At 69.3% G+C, this 14,755-nt stretch carries 13 protein-coding genes; 8 read left to right on the top strand and 5 right to left on the bottom strand.

All coding sequences use genetic code 11. From position 1 onward, the window contains the following. Positions 1 to 10: 10 nt before the first annotated feature. On the bottom strand, positions 11 to 907 hold the full coding sequence (locus tag JC881_RS01195; protein ID WP_233101477.1) for a LysR substrate-binding domain-containing protein: 897 nt from the start codon (positions 905 to 907) through the stop codon (positions 11 to 13). Between the two features lie 165 nt (positions 908 to 1,072). Between JC881_RS01195 and JC881_RS01190 the strand changes: the two genes are divergently transcribed. The 3 genes from JC881_RS01190 to JC881_RS01180 are packed head-to-tail and all read left to right on the top strand — an operon-like array spanning position 1,073 to position 4,692. Continuing rightward, positions 1,073 to 2,044, top strand: coding sequence for a Bug family tripartite tricarboxylate transporter substrate binding protein (locus JC881_RS01190; RefSeq protein ID WP_198783889.1), 972 nt, complete (start codon positions 1,073 to 1,075; stop codon positions 2,042 to 2,044). Positions 2,045 to 2,066: 22 nt separating this feature from the next. After that, a complete protein-coding gene (locus JC881_RS01185; RefSeq protein ID WP_198783888.1) occupies positions 2,067 to 3,185 on the top strand; it encodes a DSD1 family PLP-dependent enzyme in 1,119 nt (372 codons plus the stop codon). Positions 3,186 to 3,228: 43 nt separating this feature from the next. Beyond that, positions 3,229 to 4,692: an N-acyl-D-amino-acid deacylase family protein gene (locus JC881_RS01180; RefSeq protein WP_198783887.1), complete on the top strand. Its 1,464-nt coding sequence runs from the start codon at positions 3,229 to 3,231 to the stop codon at positions 4,690 to 4,692. A gap of 4 nt (positions 4,693 to 4,696) precedes the next feature. Here the strand turns inward: JC881_RS01180 and JC881_RS01175 are convergent, their stop codons facing one another. Next, positions 4,697 to 5,881 (bottom strand): amylo-alpha-1,6-glucosidase, encoded by a 1,185-nt coding sequence (locus JC881_RS01175; protein ID WP_198783886.1) that lies wholly within the window; start codon positions 5,879 to 5,881, stop codon positions 4,697 to 4,699. A 120-nt stretch (positions 5,882 to 6,001) separates the two neighbouring features. On the opposite strand from JC881_RS01175, the gene JC881_RS01170 reads away from it, so the two are divergent. Together JC881_RS01170 and JC881_RS01165 are read left to right on the top strand one after the other, a co-directional pair. Further along, positions 6,002 to 8,602: an excinuclease ABC subunit UvrA gene (locus JC881_RS01170; RefSeq protein WP_198783885.1), complete on the top strand. Its 2,601-nt coding sequence runs from the start codon at positions 6,002 to 6,004 to the stop codon at positions 8,600 to 8,602. 150 nt (positions 8,603 to 8,752) lie between these two features. Further along, positions 8,753 to 9,733, top strand: coding sequence for a ferritin-like domain-containing protein (locus JC881_RS01165; protein ID WP_198783884.1), 981 nt, complete (start codon positions 8,753 to 8,755; stop codon positions 9,731 to 9,733). Between the two features lie 54 nt (positions 9,734 to 9,787). On the opposite strand, the gene JC881_RS01160 is transcribed toward JC881_RS01165, so the two are convergent. Beyond that, complete coding sequence (locus JC881_RS01160; protein WP_198783883.1) at positions 9,788 to 11,068, bottom strand: phospholipase D-like domain-containing protein; 1,281 nt, start codon at positions 11,066 to 11,068, stop codon at positions 9,788 to 9,790. Between the two features lie 37 nt (positions 11,069 to 11,105). Further along, a complete protein-coding gene (locus tag JC881_RS01155) occupies positions 11,106 to 11,738 on the bottom strand; it encodes a response regulator (RefSeq protein ID WP_042581246.1) in 633 nt (210 codons plus the stop codon). A gap of 271 nt (positions 11,739 to 12,009) precedes the next feature. Between JC881_RS01155 and JC881_RS01150 the strand changes: the two genes are divergently transcribed. Both JC881_RS01150 and JC881_RS01145 read left to right on the top strand, forming a co-directional pair. After that, positions 12,010 to 12,288, top strand: coding sequence for a hypothetical protein (locus JC881_RS01150; RefSeq protein ID WP_198783882.1), 279 nt, complete (start codon positions 12,010 to 12,012; stop codon positions 12,286 to 12,288). 55 nt (positions 12,289 to 12,343) lie between these two features. Continuing rightward, positions 12,344 to 13,456: an ATP-dependent DNA ligase gene (locus JC881_RS01145; RefSeq protein WP_233101476.1), complete on the top strand. Its 1,113-nt coding sequence runs from the start codon at positions 12,344 to 12,346 to the stop codon at positions 13,454 to 13,456. Between the two features lie 13 nt (positions 13,457 to 13,469). Here the strand turns inward: JC881_RS01145 and JC881_RS01140 are convergent, their stop codons facing one another. Continuing rightward, positions 13,470 to 13,700, bottom strand: coding sequence for a hypothetical protein (locus JC881_RS01140; protein WP_198783881.1), 231 nt, complete (start codon positions 13,698 to 13,700; stop codon positions 13,470 to 13,472). A 66-nt stretch (positions 13,701 to 13,766) separates the two neighbouring features. On the opposite strand from JC881_RS01140, the gene JC881_RS01135 reads away from it, so the two are divergent. Continuing rightward, a complete protein-coding gene (locus JC881_RS01135; protein ID WP_198783880.1) occupies positions 13,767 to 14,699 on the top strand; it encodes a DUF72 domain-containing protein in 933 nt (310 codons plus the stop codon). Positions 14,700 to 14,755 lie beyond the last annotated feature (56 nt).

Raw genomic sequence — 14,755 nt, 5'->3', positions numbered from 1 at the left:
GGCGCGGCGGTCAGGCGTCGTTCGCCTGCGCCAGCAGCCATTGCCTGAACACCTGCAGCGACTGCATCTGCGCCGACTCCTCCGGGTACACGAGGTAGTAGCCCTTGGCATAGCGCCACTTGCGCCGCGACAGCCGCCTGAGCCGCCCCGAGGCCACCGACTCGTCGCTCATGTACGGCGGCAGCAGCGCCACGCCCATGCCCGCGAGCGAGGCGTTGAGTGCCATCGACATGATGTCGTAGCGCGGTCCCTCGCGGCCCGCTTCGGCCGCGATGCCTTCGCGCGCGAACCACTCGTCCCACGCGCCGGGCAGCGTCTGGTGGTGGATCAGCGCCGAGCGCGGCGTGCTCGCATCGACCGTCTTGCCATGCGCGGCGATCCACGCGGGCGCGGCGTAGGGCGAGAGGTCCAGCGGCAGCACGAATTCGCTGTGCAGGCCCGGCCGCTTGCCGTCGCCGAATTCGAGCGATGCATCGGCCGGCGTCGCGCTGAAATCCACCGGCCCCACGCGCGTGCCCAGGTTCAGCGTGATCTCGCCGTGGTCGCGCGTGAACTCCGGTAGCCGCGGAATCAGCCAGTAGCTGCCGACCGAGGCGCCGCACGACAGCGACAGTTCGCCGCCGCGCCCCTTGAGCGCCATCACGTTGGCCGTGGCGCGCTCCAGCCGCTGCAGCAGCGGTGCCACTTCGCCCAGGTAATAGCGGCCCGCGTCCGTCAACGCCAGCGCCTCGCGCCGCCGCGTGAAGAGCTTCACGCCGAGCCGGTCTTCCAGCGTCTGCACCTGGCGGCTCACCGCGCCCTGCGTGAGGCGCAGCTCCTGCGCGGCCGCCGTGAACGAGCGCAGCCGCGCGCTTGCCTCCAGGCACATCAAGGACATCGTCGAAGGGGCGCGAACGTGCTGGTTCATGAGAAAAGAACAAGTCTGGTGCATGCGCCCTCTGGTGGTAACCCTGAGAGCACCGCCACCGTGCATGAGGAAAGCGCATGCTAAACCCAGAAAACGTGGGTTGTCCAACGCGACCCGCGAACCGATCATCGGCGCACCGATTCCTTACTGCCGGAGTTCTCTGCCATGCGTCCACGTGCCTTGCTGTGTGCTCTCTTCGTCGCCGCGATGGCGGTGGTCTCGCTGCCGGCCGCCGCGGCCTATCCCGACAAGGCGATCCGCCTGATCGTGCCTTCGGCGCCCGGCGGCGCGCCCGATTCGCTGATGCGCGCGCTCGGCGCGCAGCTCTCGCAGCAGATGGGCGTGCCCATCGTGATCGACAACAAGCCCGGCGGCTCCTACACGATCGGCACCATGGACCTGGTGCATGCCGCGCCCGATGGCTACACGCTGGCCTACGGCAACATCGTCTCGCTGGCCACCAACCGGTCGCTCTTGCCCAACGTGCCCTACGACGTCGAGAAAGACCTGACGCTGGTCGCCAACACGCTGCGCCTGTCGAACCTCATGATCGTCAACAACGAACTGCCGGTGAAGAGCGTGACCGAGCTCATCGCCTACGCGAAGAAGAACCCCGGCAAGCTCGCCTTCGCGTCCGACGGCAACGGCACCACCGCGCACCTGGGCGTGGAGCTCTTCAAGTCAATGACGGGCACCAACATGCTGCACGTGCCCTACAAGGCCGCGACGGCCGCGGTGACCGACCTCATCGGCGGCGGCGTGCAGTTGATGATGGTCAACACGCCCGTCTCGGGCCCGCTCGCGCAGTCGGGCAAGGTGAGGGCGCTGGGCATCTCGTCGCGCCAGCGTTCGTCCACGTACCCGGACGTTCCGACCATCGCCGAGGCCGGCGTGCCCGGCTTCGAGGTGGAGGCCTGGGGCGGCATCATCGGCCCGGCGCGCATGCCCAAGGAGGTGGTGGCCAAGCTCAATGCCGAGATCCGCACCGCGCTGGCTAACCCCGGCCTGCGCGAGCGCTTCCGGCTGCTGGGCGCGGAGACCGATTTCGCGACGGCAGACCAGTTCCTGGAGCTCTCGCGGCGCGAGACGGTCAAGTGGGCAAGGATCATCAAGGACTCGGGCGCCAAGATCGATTGAACCGATTGAGAGCACGCTCCCCATGACCCCCTGGAAAGCCGCAAGGCCCGGCGACCCCGTCGGCGCCATTGATACCCCCGCGCTCGTGCTCGACCTCGATGCGTTCGAGCGCAACCTCGCGCGCATGGCCGAGGCGTTGCGCGGCAGCGGCGTGCGCCTGCGCGCCCATGCCAAGTGCCACAAGACGCCCGAGATCGCCCTGCGCCAGATCGCGCTGGGCGCGGCCGGCATCTGCTGCCAGAAGGTCAGCGAAGCCGCGGTGTTCGTGGAAGCCGGCATCGCCGACGTGCTGGTCACCAACCAGGTGATCGGCGAGACCAAGCTGCGGCACCTGGCCGCGCTGGCCCGCAAGGCGCGCATGGGCGTGCTGGTGGATCACCCGCAGCAGGTCGAAGCGCTGAGTGCCATCGCTCAAGCCGAGGGCGTCACGTTGGACGTGTACGTCGAAGTCAACGTCGGCGCCAACCGCTGCGGCGTCGCGCCCGGCGAAGAAGCCGTGCGGCTCGCGCTGCAGGTGGCGGACGGCGCGCCGCAGCTGCGCTTCATGGGCCTGCACTGCTACCACGGGCCGGCCCAGCACCTGCGCGCCCCCGACGAGCGCGCCGCCGCCATCGCCGGCGCCGTGGAAGCCGCGCGCACGACCCGCGCCGCCATCGAGGCCTGCGGCATCGCGGTCGAGCGCGTCACCGGCGCGGGCACCGGCAGCTTCCCCCACGAGCGCGACTCGGGCGTGTTCAACGAGATCCAGGCCGGCTCCTACGTCTTCATGGACCGCGACTACGGCGACAACCGGCGCGGCGAGGGCGACGTCGCGTTCGAGCACGCGCTCTTCGTGCGCACCACCGTGCTGAGCCGCGCCACGGCCGAACGTGCCGTGGTCGATGCCGGCCTCAAGGCGTCCAGCGTCGACTCCGGCATGCCCACCGTCTGGCAGCGCCCCGAGCTGCGCTACGTGAAGGCCGCCGACGAGCACGGCGTGCTGGCCACGCCCGATGCCGCCGCGTTGTCCCTGGGCGACCCGTTGATGCTGGTGCCCGGCCATTGCGACCCGACCGTCAATCTCTACGACGAACTGGTCTGCGTGCGCGGCGGGCGGGTGGAGGCCCTGTGGCCGATCGCCGCGCGCGGCGCGCTGCTCTGACTCTCTTCAATCCAAGTTCAATCCAAGGCATTCAAGGTACCCGATGCAGGAAAAATTCGACCTTCTCATCCGCAACGCCAGCATCGTCGACGGCACCGGCACCCCCCGCTATGCGGGCGACATCGGCATCCGCGGCGACCGCATCGCCCGCATCGGCGATCTCTCCGCCGCGCACGGCGAAGTGGAAATCGACCGGGCCGGGCGCATCGCCGCGCCCGGCTTCATCGATGCGCACACGCACGACGACCGCCTCATGCTGTCGAACCCCGACATGGCACCCAAGGTGAGCCAGGGCATCACCACGGTGATCGCGGGCAACTGCGGCATCTCGCTCGCGCCGATGCCGGGCGGCATCACGCAGCCGGTCACGCCGCCGCTGAACCTGCTGGACGAGGAGGGCGGCTGGTTCTCCTTTCCCACCTTCGCCTCGTACATCGCCGAGCTGCGCGCCAAGCCCGCGGCCACCAACTGCGCGCTGCTCGTGGGGCACACCACCTTGCGCGTCGCGACGCTGGACGACCTCGCGCTGCCAGCCACCGACGAGCAGATCGTGCGCATGCGCGCGCTGGTGCAGGAGGCGCTGGAGGCCGGCGCCATCGGCGTTTCCACCGGCCTCTACTACGAGCCCGCGGTCGCCGCACCGACCGAGGAAGTCATCGAGACCTGCCGTCCGCTGAAGGACTTCAACGGCGTCTACTGCACCCACATGCGCAACGAGGCCGACCGCGTGATCGACTCGCTCGAGGAAACCTTCCGCGTCGGCCGCGAGGTGGGCGTGCAGGTCGTCATCTCGCACATGAAGGTGGTCGGCCCCGAGAACCATGGCCGCTCGCAGGAGGCGCTCTCCTTCATCGAGAAGAACATGGCCACGCAGCCCATTTGCCTGGACTGCTACCCCTACACCGCCGGCTCGACCATCCTCTCGTCCGACCGCGCCGCGAGTTCCTCGCGCGTGATCGTGAGCTGGTCCAAGCCCATGCCCGAATACGCGGGGCAGGACCTCGACGTGATCGCGAAGAAGCTGGGCGTGGATCAGGACGAGGCGATCCACCAGCTCAGTCCCGCGGGCGGCATCTACTTCCGGCTGGACGAGGCCGACGTGCAGCGCATCCTGAAGTTCGACCAGACCATGATCGGCTCCGACGGCCTGCCGCACGATGCCTCGCCGCATCCGCGCCTGTGGGGCAGCTTTCCGCGCGTGCTGGGCCACTACGGCCGGCTGCTCGGGCTCTTTCCGCTGGAGACGGCGATCTACAAGATGACCGGCCTCACCGCGAAGAACTTCGGCCTCAAGGACCGCGGCGTGCTGAAAGAAGGCGCCTACGCCGACCTCGCGCTCTTCGACGCCGACACGGTGGACGAAGCCGCCACCTACGAATCGCCGATGGCGCCGGCGCGCGGCATCGAGGCGGTGATCGTCAATGGCGCGGTCGTGTGGCAGGGCGGACCGACCGGCGCGCGGCCGGGGCGCGTGCTGGCGCGCGAGATGGAAACAGCGAAAGGCTGAGGCCTCACCACGCGTCCGCGCGGCCTTCGAGCGCGCGGCAGGCGAGCAGGAAGGTCGCCGCGTTCCAGCTCTGCCCGGCCATGCCCATCGGCACCAGCGTCTTGCCGTGGAACCACTCGGTGAAGCGCCAGTCGCCGAGCGAATTGACGTGCGCGAGCCGCGCGAGTTCGGCTCGGGCGAGTTCGTGCCGTCCGACGTTGGCCAGCGCCATCACCCAGAAGCCGCCCACGAACGGCCAGATGCCGCCGTTGTGGTACTGGTGCACGTCGTTCTGCTGGTGGCGCCCCATGTAGGGCCGCCACAGCTCGTGCTGACGCGACAGCGGATGCAGCACGACCCGCACCGGGTACGGATCGGCGGCACGTGAGTTCGCGATGGTGTCCACGATGCGGCCGGCCATCTCGGGTTCGGCCAGGCCGGCCTGTATCGCCAGCGCGTTGCCGAACACGTCGCCCTCGTTGCCGACGAATGCGAAGTTGACGAAGCTCAGGTAGAGCGCCGGGTCACGCCGCCCGCGCCGCGCGTAGTGCCGCAGCAGCCGCGCCCGGTGGTATTCGGGCAGGTCGCGCTGGAACGGATTGAACATGTGGTTGAAGTGGTGCTGCGTTTCCTCGGCGTGGTCGAGCGCGAAGCGGCGCTTGACGTCGTACCAGAGCGCGTTGCTGTACAGCACGTAGCCCGAGCGCGGCATGATGTCGGCCCAGTCGCTCGCCTCGTTCTGCTGCAGGAGCCGGAAATGCTGGTGCTCCTGTGCGAGCAGCCAGCCGATCGCCCGGGCCACGCCGTCTTGCCAATGGGAGGGGCCGACCTTGCCGTGGCGGCGCACATGGTCCACCGCGATCAGCCACCACAGCGTGGCGTCGATGCAGCCCAGGTACCAGAAGTCCGCGTCCTGGCCCTCGGGGTCCACGTACTTGGGAATCTGGCCGTTGGCCGCCTGCTGCGCCGCGAGCGCATCGAGGCTCGCGACCGCGCCTTGCTCCAGCGCCGGCACGCCGCTGCCGCACATGGCCATCACGCAGATCGCGGCGTCGCGCCCGAAGATGCGCGTGTAGCGTCGCGCCACGGCGGCCTCCGTGCGGCTGGCGGCCAGGATGCCGTGCGGGGTGAGGTTGCTTTCCAGCAGCGCGAGCGAGGCCTGCGTGCAGGCGTCGATCAGCGCGAGCGAATCGGTGTCGGGCATCGTCATGGCATCGATCCTAGGGGATGCCGCGCGCGGAAGTCCGACGCCCGGCGTGGTCCGGTTCTCACAGCGCGGACCCGTCGTACGCTGCAGGCTTCCGAAGTCTGTAGAAAAAGGCAGAAAAACATGGCGAGCAAATCCGCCCGCGGCACTGATCATTTCGTGCGCGTCCGCGGCGCACGCGAACACAACCTGCGCAACGTCGATGTCGACATCCCGCGCGATGCGCTCGTGGTGTTCAGCGGCATCTCCGGCTCGGGCAAGTCGTCGCTGGCCTTCGGCACGCTCTACGCCGAGGCGCAGCGGCGCTACTTCGAATCGGTCGCGCCGTATGCGCGGCGGCTCATCGACCAGGTGGGCGTGCCCGCGGTCGACGCCATCGACGGGCTGCCGCCCGCGGTCGCCCTCCAGCAGCAGCGCGGCACGCCGAGCACGCGCTCCTCGGTGGGCAGCGTCACCACGCTGTCGAGCCTGCTGCGCATGCTCTATTCGCGGGCCGGCGACTATCCGCCGCGCCAGCCGATGCTCTATGCGGAAGACTTTTCGCCCAACACGCCGCAGGGCGCATGCCCGACATGCCACGGCCTGGGCCGCATCTTCGAGGTGACCGAACGCTCGATGGTGCCCGACGACACCCTGAGCATCCGCGAGCGCGCCATCGCCTCGTGGCCACCGGCCTGGCACGGCCAGAACCTGCGCGACATCCTCGTCACCATGGGCATCGACGTCGACAAGCCCTGGCGCGACTTGCCGAAGAAGACGCGCGACTGGATTCTCTTCACCGAGGAGCAGCCCACCGTGCCCGTGTACGCCGGCTTCACGCCGGCCGAGACGCGCGCGGCCGTGCGCAGCAAGATGGAGCCGAGCTACCAGGGCACCTTCATGGGCGCGCGCAAGTACGTGCTGCACACCTTCGCGACCACGCAGAGCGCGCTCATGAAGAACCGCGTCGCGCGCTTCATGGTGGGCGGCGACTGCCCGGCCTGCAAGGGCAAGCGGCTCAAGCCCGAGGCCTTGTCGGTGCGCTTCGCGGGACACGACATCGGCGAGATCGCGCGCATGCCGCTCACGCAATTCGCGCAGGTGCTGCGGCCGGTGGCGGCGGGCGAGGCGCCGGCATCGTCGGGCCGCGCCGGCATACGCAGCGCCCTGCGCGAAAAAGGCGGCGCGCATGCCGCGGCGCCCGATGTGCGCCGCACACCCAATCAATCGGCGGAAAAGCGCATCGCCGCGCAACGCATCGCGCACGACCTGCTGGAGCGCGTCACGGTGCTGAACGACCTGGGCCTGGGCTACCTCTCGCTCGACCGCAGCACGCCGACGCTCTCGCCCGGCGAACTGCAGCGCCTGCGCCTGGCGACGCAGATCCGCTCGAACCTCTTCGGCGTGGTCTATGTGCTCGACGAGCCCTCGGCCGGGCTGCATCCCGCGGACGGCGAGGCGCTGGTGGTGGCGCTCGACACGCTCAAGCGCTCGGGCAATTCGCTCTTCGTGGTGGAGCACGACCTCGACCTCATGCGGCGCGCCGACTGGCTGGTGGACGTGGGGCCCGATGCCGGCGAGAAGGGCGGCGTCGTGCTCTACAGCGGCCCGCCCGAGGGGCTGCGCCATGTGAAGGCGTCGCACACCGCGCGGTACTTGTTCGCGACCCACACAGCACCATCGAAGCCCGTGCGCGCGCCGGCCGCATGGCTCGCGCTGGAAGGCGTCACGCGCAACAACCTGCAGGGCCTCGCGGTAGCGTTTCCGCTTGGGGTGATGACCGCGGTGACCGGCGTCTCGGGCTCGGGCAAATCCAGCTTGGTGAGCCAGGCGCTGGTCGAACTCGTGGCCGCGCACCTGGGCCACGAGGCGCCGCCGCCGGACGACGAGCCCGATGCGGAGCCCAGCCTCGCGGGCCGCACCGGCGGCCACATCGCCGGCGGCATGGAACGCATCCGCCGGCTGGTGCGCGTGGACCAGAGGCCCATCGGCCGCACCCCGCGCTCCAACCTGGCCACCTACACGGGCCTGTTCGACCATGTGCGCAAGCGCTTCGCCGACACCAAGGCCGCCCGCGCGCGTCGCTTCGATGCCGGCCGGTTCTCGTTCAACGTGGCCAAGGGCCGCTGCCCGACCTGCGAGGGCGAGGGCTTCGTGAGCGTCGAGCTGCTCTTCATGCCCAGCGTGTATGCGCCGTGCCCCACCTGCCACGGATCGCGCTTCAACGAACAGACGCTGAAGGTGACGCTGCGCGAGCGCACCATCGCCGACGTGCTCGCCATGACGGTGGAAGAGGCACACGCCTTCTTCGCGGACGACGCCGCCATCGAGCGGCCGCTGCGGCTGCTCGCGGCCATCGGCCTGGGTTACCTGCGGCTGGGGCAGCCGGCCACGGAGCTCTCAGGCGGGGAGGCGCAACGCATCAAGCTGGCGACGGAGCTGCAGCGCTCGCAGCGCGGCGATGCGCTGTACGTGCTGGACGAGCCGACCACGGGCCTTCATCCGTCCGACGTGGACAAGCTCATGACGCAGCTGGGCGGGCTGGTCGATGCCGGCAACACCGTCATCGTCGTCGAGCACGAGATGCGGCTGGTCTCCGCCTGCGACTGGGTGATCGACATGGGGCCGGGCGCGGGCGCGGAGGGCGGGCAGGTGGTGGCGAGCGGCACGCCGCAAGAGGTGGCGAAGGCCCGGGCGAGTCGGACCGCGCCTTACCTGGCGCGCTGGACGTCACCGGGCGGGTGAGCCCCGTGAGCCCCGTGAGGCCCGTGAGGCCCGACTGCGCCTACAAGCAGCCGGGCCCAAGCCCCACGGTGGCGCGTGCGCGGGCCCGCAGGATGAAGTTTGTTCGATCGCGCATCGACTTTCTTTCAACCTTCATTCAAGGAGCCATCCATGGCAAAAGACCGCACAACCCTGCATCCTGACGATCTCAACCGCGATCCCATCTCCGGCGCGCCCGGCGCCCATCCCGTCGGCACCGGCGTCGGTGCCACGGGGGGCGCCGTGGCGGGCGCCGCTGTCGGCGCGGCCGGTGGTCCGGTGGGCGCAGCGGCCGGCCTCGTCGTCGGTGCGGTGGTCGGCGGGCTCGGCGGCAAGGCCGTGGCCGAGCGCGTGAACCCGACCGCCGAGCGCACCTATTGGGAAAACGCCTACGACCGCGAGCCCTATTACGAAACCGGCCGCACCTACGACGACTACGGCCCGGCTTACGAACTGGGCTGGTCCAGCCGCAATGCCACAGTCGATGAATTCGCCTCGGTCGAGCCCTCGCTCGCCCGCGAATGGGAGGCGCGGCGCGGCGCTTCGTCGCTCGACTGGGAGCGCGCCCGCCCGGCCTCGCATGCCGCATGGGAGCGCGCCGACCGCCTGTATTTCCGCGAGGAAGAAATGGCGATCCCCGAGGGCGATCCGCTCTCGAACGACGACGTGGTCGACGTGCTGAACGACCTGCTCGAAAACACCCGCGACGGCGAATACGGCTTCCGCACCTGCGCGGAGGAAGTCGAGACCGGGCGCCTGAAGGAAGTCTTCGCGTCGCGCGCCGCGCAGTGCCAGGCGGCGGCGAGCCAGCTGGTGGAATTGGTCATCACCTACGGCGGCAAGCCCGCGGAAGGCGGCACGACCTCCGGTGCGATGCACCGCGGCTGGGTCCATGTGAAGGGCGCGCTGGGTGCGAACAGCGAACTGTCGATCCTGGAGGAATGCGAGCGCGGCGAGGACGCGGCCGTGGCGCGCTACCGCAAGGCGCTCAAGCAATCGCTGCCCACGGGCGTGCGCCAGATCCTGCAGACGCAGGCGCAAGGCGCGCAACGCAATCACGACCAGATCCGCGACCTGCGCAACGCCGCACGCGCCGCCAAGGCGCGCAGCTGACGCGCTGACGCGTGAACCCAAGGAAGACGCGGCCTTCGGGCCGCGTTTTTCGTTTCAGAGCTGAACCGAGAGCACCGATGCCAGGTGCTCCATCGCCTTCTCGTGCAGAGGGCGGCTCTTCCAGGCTTCGAGCGTGATGCGTTTCGACTGCTTCAGGTCCGCCTCGAACTGCACGGTCTCCTCGGCGGCGAAGGCCTCGTCGTAGATGTTGAGGTTGGCCTCGTCGTTGAGGCGAAACGAGCGGTTGTCGAAGTTGGTGGAGCCCACCGACACCAGCAGTCCATCGACCATGAAGACCTTGCAATGGAACATTGTCGGTTGGTATTCGCTGATCTCGGCGCCAGCCTCCAGCAGCGGGCCCCAGGCGGCACGCGATGCGGCGCGCACGGTCTGCGAATCGATGATCGGGCCGGGCGTGATGATGCGAAGCCGCACGCCGCGCTGCATGGCCGCGACCAGCGCGCCCACGGTCAGGTCGTCGGGCACGAAGTAGGCGCTCGAGAGGTCGATGGTCTTCGTGGCCGCCGCGATCGACAGCAAATACATCAGGTGCATGCTCTCGCTGCCGCCCGAGGGCGAACTGCTGAACACCTGGGCGCGGCCGTCGCCCATGGCATCGAGGCGCGGAAAGTAGCGCTCGCCGTGCAGCACGTCGCCCGACACCTTGATCCAGTTGTCCATGAACACAGCCTGCATCTGCGCCACCACCGGCCCTTCGACCTTGTAGTGCGAATCGCGCCAGTGCTGCGGGTCTTGCGCGCGGCCCGTCCATTCGGGCGCGATGCCCACGCCGCCGGTGAAGCCGACGCGCCCGTCCACCACCAGGAGCTTGCGGTGGGTGCGGTTGTTCATGCGGCCGATGTCGTACCAGCTCGGCTTGTGGAAGCGCCGGATCTGCACGCCAGCGCTTTCCATTTCCCTGATGAAGTCGTCGTCCACCTTGGCGCTGCCCACCCAGTCGAGCAGCACGTGCACCGGCACGCCGGCCCGCGCGCGCTCCGAGAGCGCATCGGCAAATTCCCGGCCGATGTCACCCGACCAGTAGATGTAGGTCTCGAAGGTGATGCTCTGCTTCGCGGCGCGGATGGCCTCCAGCATCGGCGGAAAGATGCGGTCGCCGTTGTAGAGCGCCTCGAAGCGGTTGCCGCTTGTGATGGGCGGGCCGAGCAGCACGCCCAGGGCGCGCTGGTATTGCGCATCGTGCAGCGCGTACTCGCGGCGGATCTGCTCGTCGATCTTCTTCTCGCTGCCGCCGAGGTTGACCACCAGCAGCGTCGCCGCGACCGTCAGCACGAACGTCCAGAAGACCGCCTTGAGCGTCCTGCGGTGCCTCACATCGAAACCGTCGAATCCATCGAAAGGCGCCGCGCGCTCAATCGATCAGCTGCGTCTTGATGGCGTAGTAGGTGAGGTCGCTGTTCGTGGAGAGGTTCATCTTCTCCATGAGCCGCGTGCGGTAGGTGCTGATGGTCTTGACCGAAAGCGACAGCGCCTCGCCGATGCTGCCCACCGATTCGCCCTTGGCCAGTTTCAGGAACACCTGGAACTCGCGCTCCGACAGGTGCTTGTGCGGCGGCTCGCTGTCCTTGCGCTCCAGCTGGCCCGCCAGCAGCTCGGCCACCGAGGCCGAGATGTAGCGGCGCCCGAGCGCCACGGTGCGGATGGCGTTGGCGATTTCTTCCGGCGCGCATTCCTTGTTGAGATAGCCCGATGCGCCCTGGCGGATCAGGTTGACCGCGTAGTGCTCCTCCGGATAGCCGCTCAGGATCAGCACGCCCAGCTGCGGCGCCTTGGCGCGCACCATGGCCAGCGCGTCGATGCCGCTTTGCCCGGGCATGGACAGGTCCATCACCAGCACGTCCATCTCGGTGGTGCGGACCATGTCGATCGCTTCGCGGCCGGTGCCGGCCTCGCCGACCACCCGGAAATCCACGAAGGTGGAGAAGAAAGCCTTCAGGCCTGAGCGAACGACCGCGTGGTCGTCGACGATGCCGATCTTGATCATGAGGGGCGCTCCTTTCCGTGTGGGCGAAATGATTGATGGCCGCGCATTTCGCGGCGAGAGGAACAATGCCACAGCGGCGCGGCATTCCGCGTTGGCGCACGCAGGTCGCGCTGTTGTCCTGCACGGCGAGGCTCCGCTGTCCGCCATGAAGACACGCGCTTGCGCCGATTCGTGGCGCTGCGCCTACATGGCATGTCCCGAGGCGCCGACACGACGGCCGCGGCGCGCGCAAAACCATGGGGTTTTTTCCAACTCGCGAAGGACGAAAACCATGGCCACCAGCACCCCCTCGGGCATGGACCCGATCGGACCCCACGACGACAACCCATCCACCCCGCCCGCACGCGACAGGCTGGAGCGGGGCGGCACGGAAGGCACCGCGCCGCTCGATTTCGACGACGACGAGATCTACTCGGGCCGCGGCAAGAAGCGCGACGGCGGCACCACCCATGCCGCGGGCGGCGACAGCGGAAAGCTCGGCCCGCCGGCCGAACAGCTCTCGGACACCAACGCGCCGAGCGATCCGGCCAACCGCAAGGGCAGTTCATGACGCTGGGCGCTGCGCCCGGCGAGGCCCATTCATCGCTTGCGCCCTGAGCTTGCGCATGACCATGCGCACGCCCGCTCCGGTCGAGCCCATGCTCGCGAAGATCGCCGAGGCCGTCCCGCCCGAAGGCGAATTTCTCTACGAGCCCAAGTGGGACGGTTTTCGCGCCATCGTGTTTCGCGATGCGATCGGCGTGCGCATCCAGAGCCGCGACCTCAAGCCGCTGGACCGCTACTTTCCCGAACTGCATGCGGCGCTGCTCGCGGGCCTGCCGGGCCGCTGCGTGCTGGACGGCGAGATCGTCATCGCCGGCGCGGCCGGGCTCGATTTCGATGCGCTGCTGCAGCGCGTGCACCCGGCCGCGTCGCGCATCGAGCGGCTGGCGCGCGAGACGCCCGCGTCGTTCGTGGCCTTCGACCTGCTGGCGCTCGACGGGCGCGACCTGCAGCGCCGCGGCCAGAGCGAGCGGCGGATGCTGCTGGAGGCGTTCATGGCCGACGTCGGCCCGCCGATCCACCTCACGCCGATGACCGAAAGCCGCGCGGTCGCGCTGCAATGGCTGGACGATTTCGAAGGCGCGGGCCTCGATGGCGTGATCGCCAAGCGGGCCGACGGCGCCTACCTGCCGGGCGAGCGCGCCATGTTCAAGGTGAAGCACGTGCGCACGGCCGATTGCGTGCTGGCCGGGCTGCGGTGGCACAAGTCGAGCACCTCCGAGGTGCCTGCGGTCGGCTCGCTGCTGCTCGGCCTCTGGGATGCGAAGGGCGTGCTGCAGCACGTGGGCGCAACCTCGTCGTTCGACATGGCCACGCGCCTGGCGCTCGCGCGCGAACTCGCGCCGCTCATGCGCAACGCCGGCCGCGGCCACCCGTGGATCGGCGCCGACGACGCGGCCACCGCCGCGCTGCAGGCCCGCCAGCGCGCACCGGGCGCGCGAACGCGGTGGAATTCCGGCAAGGATCTTTCGTGGGTGCCGCTGCGCCCCGAGCGCGTGTGCGAGGTGCGCTACGACCACCTTCAGGGCGAGCGCTTTCGGCACGGCGCCATCTTCGTGCGCTGGCGGCCCGACAAGCCGCCTGCCTCCTGCACCTATGCGCAGTGCGAGGTCACGCCGCCCTACGAACTCGCACGGGTGTTCGCCGCCGAGCGCGAACGCCCGGCGTCGCCATGAAGCGCCGCGCCGCTCAGCTCACGCCGAGAACGATCGCGCCCGATTCGATGAACCGGTCGAACTCGATCTTCGGAATGGCGGCGGTGAGCGGCTGGCCGTCTTCGGTCCAGGTCAGCACGGCGCTGTCGCCTTCCACGATGACCTGGCATTCGCCTTCGGGAATCGTCAGCAGCGGGCCGTCGCCGGCGCGGAACTCGACAGGCGCGACGATGCGCGAGGTGATCTGTGTGGGATTGGATGACATGGCCGCGATGTTTGCCGCGGCAGCCCGGCGCGCGCGTGGGACGGCACCGCATGAGAGGCGAGGGCAATGACCTCAAAGACCTCAAAGACCGAACGCACCCTGCGCATCGGCATTTCCGGCTGGCGGTATGCGCCCTGGCGCGGGCGCTTCTACCCGCCGGGCCTTGCGCAGCGCAGGGAGCTCGAATTCGCCTCGCGGATGCTGCCCACCATCGAGATCAACGGGTCGTTCTATTCGCTGCAGCGGCCCGAGTCGTACCGGCGCTGGCACGACGAAGCGCCCGAGGACTTCGTGTTCGCCGTGAAGGGCTCGCGCTACATCACCCACATGCTCCAGCTCAAGGACGTGCACCAGGCGCTCGCCAACTTCTTCGCCTCGGGCGTGCTCGCGCTGGGGCACAAGATGGGCCCGGTGCTGTGGCAGTTGCCGCCGCGCATGCGCTACGACCCCGAGCGGCTGGAGGCTTTCCTGTCGCTGCTGCCGCGCGACGCGCGCTCGGTGCGCGCATTGGCAAGCGGGCACGACGAGCGGGTGGAAGGCCGGGCCTTGCTCCAGCCCGTGCGCGGCTTGCGCATCCGCCATGCGCTGGAGGTGCGCCACCGCAGCTTCATCGATCCGGACTTCATCGCCTTGCTGCGCCGCCATGAGGTGGCGCTGGTCGTGGCCGACACGGCAGGGCGCTGGCCGCTCATCGAAGACCTGACGGCCGACTTCGTCTACCTGCGCCTGCATGGCGACAAGGAGCTCTACGCGAGCGGCTACGGCAATGCCGCGCTCGACCGCTGGGCCGCGCGCATCGAGGCATGGCGCCGCGGCCGCCAGCCGGCCGATGCGAAGCTGGCTTCGCCCCAGGCGGCGCGGCGCGGCGCGCGGGACGTGTTCTGTTACTTCGACAACGACAGCAAGGTGCATGCGCCCTACGACGCGGCGAACCTCGCGGCGCGGCTGGGCCTCGCGACCGGCATGGCACCCGGCAAGGCGAGCGGAGCGGCGAGTTGAATGGCGAATTGAACGGCCCGCGCCACCGACACGCGCTTTGCTGCGACGTCCTACAA

Origin of the sequence: Variovorax sp. IB41 (genome assembly GCF_016405905.1) — a bacterium.
Taxonomy (GTDB): Bacteria; Pseudomonadota; Gammaproteobacteria; order Burkholderiales; family Burkholderiaceae_C; genus Variovorax.
The sequence above is the reverse complement of the archived record's forward strand: the minus strand, read 5'-3'. Positions and strand labels throughout refer to the sequence as shown.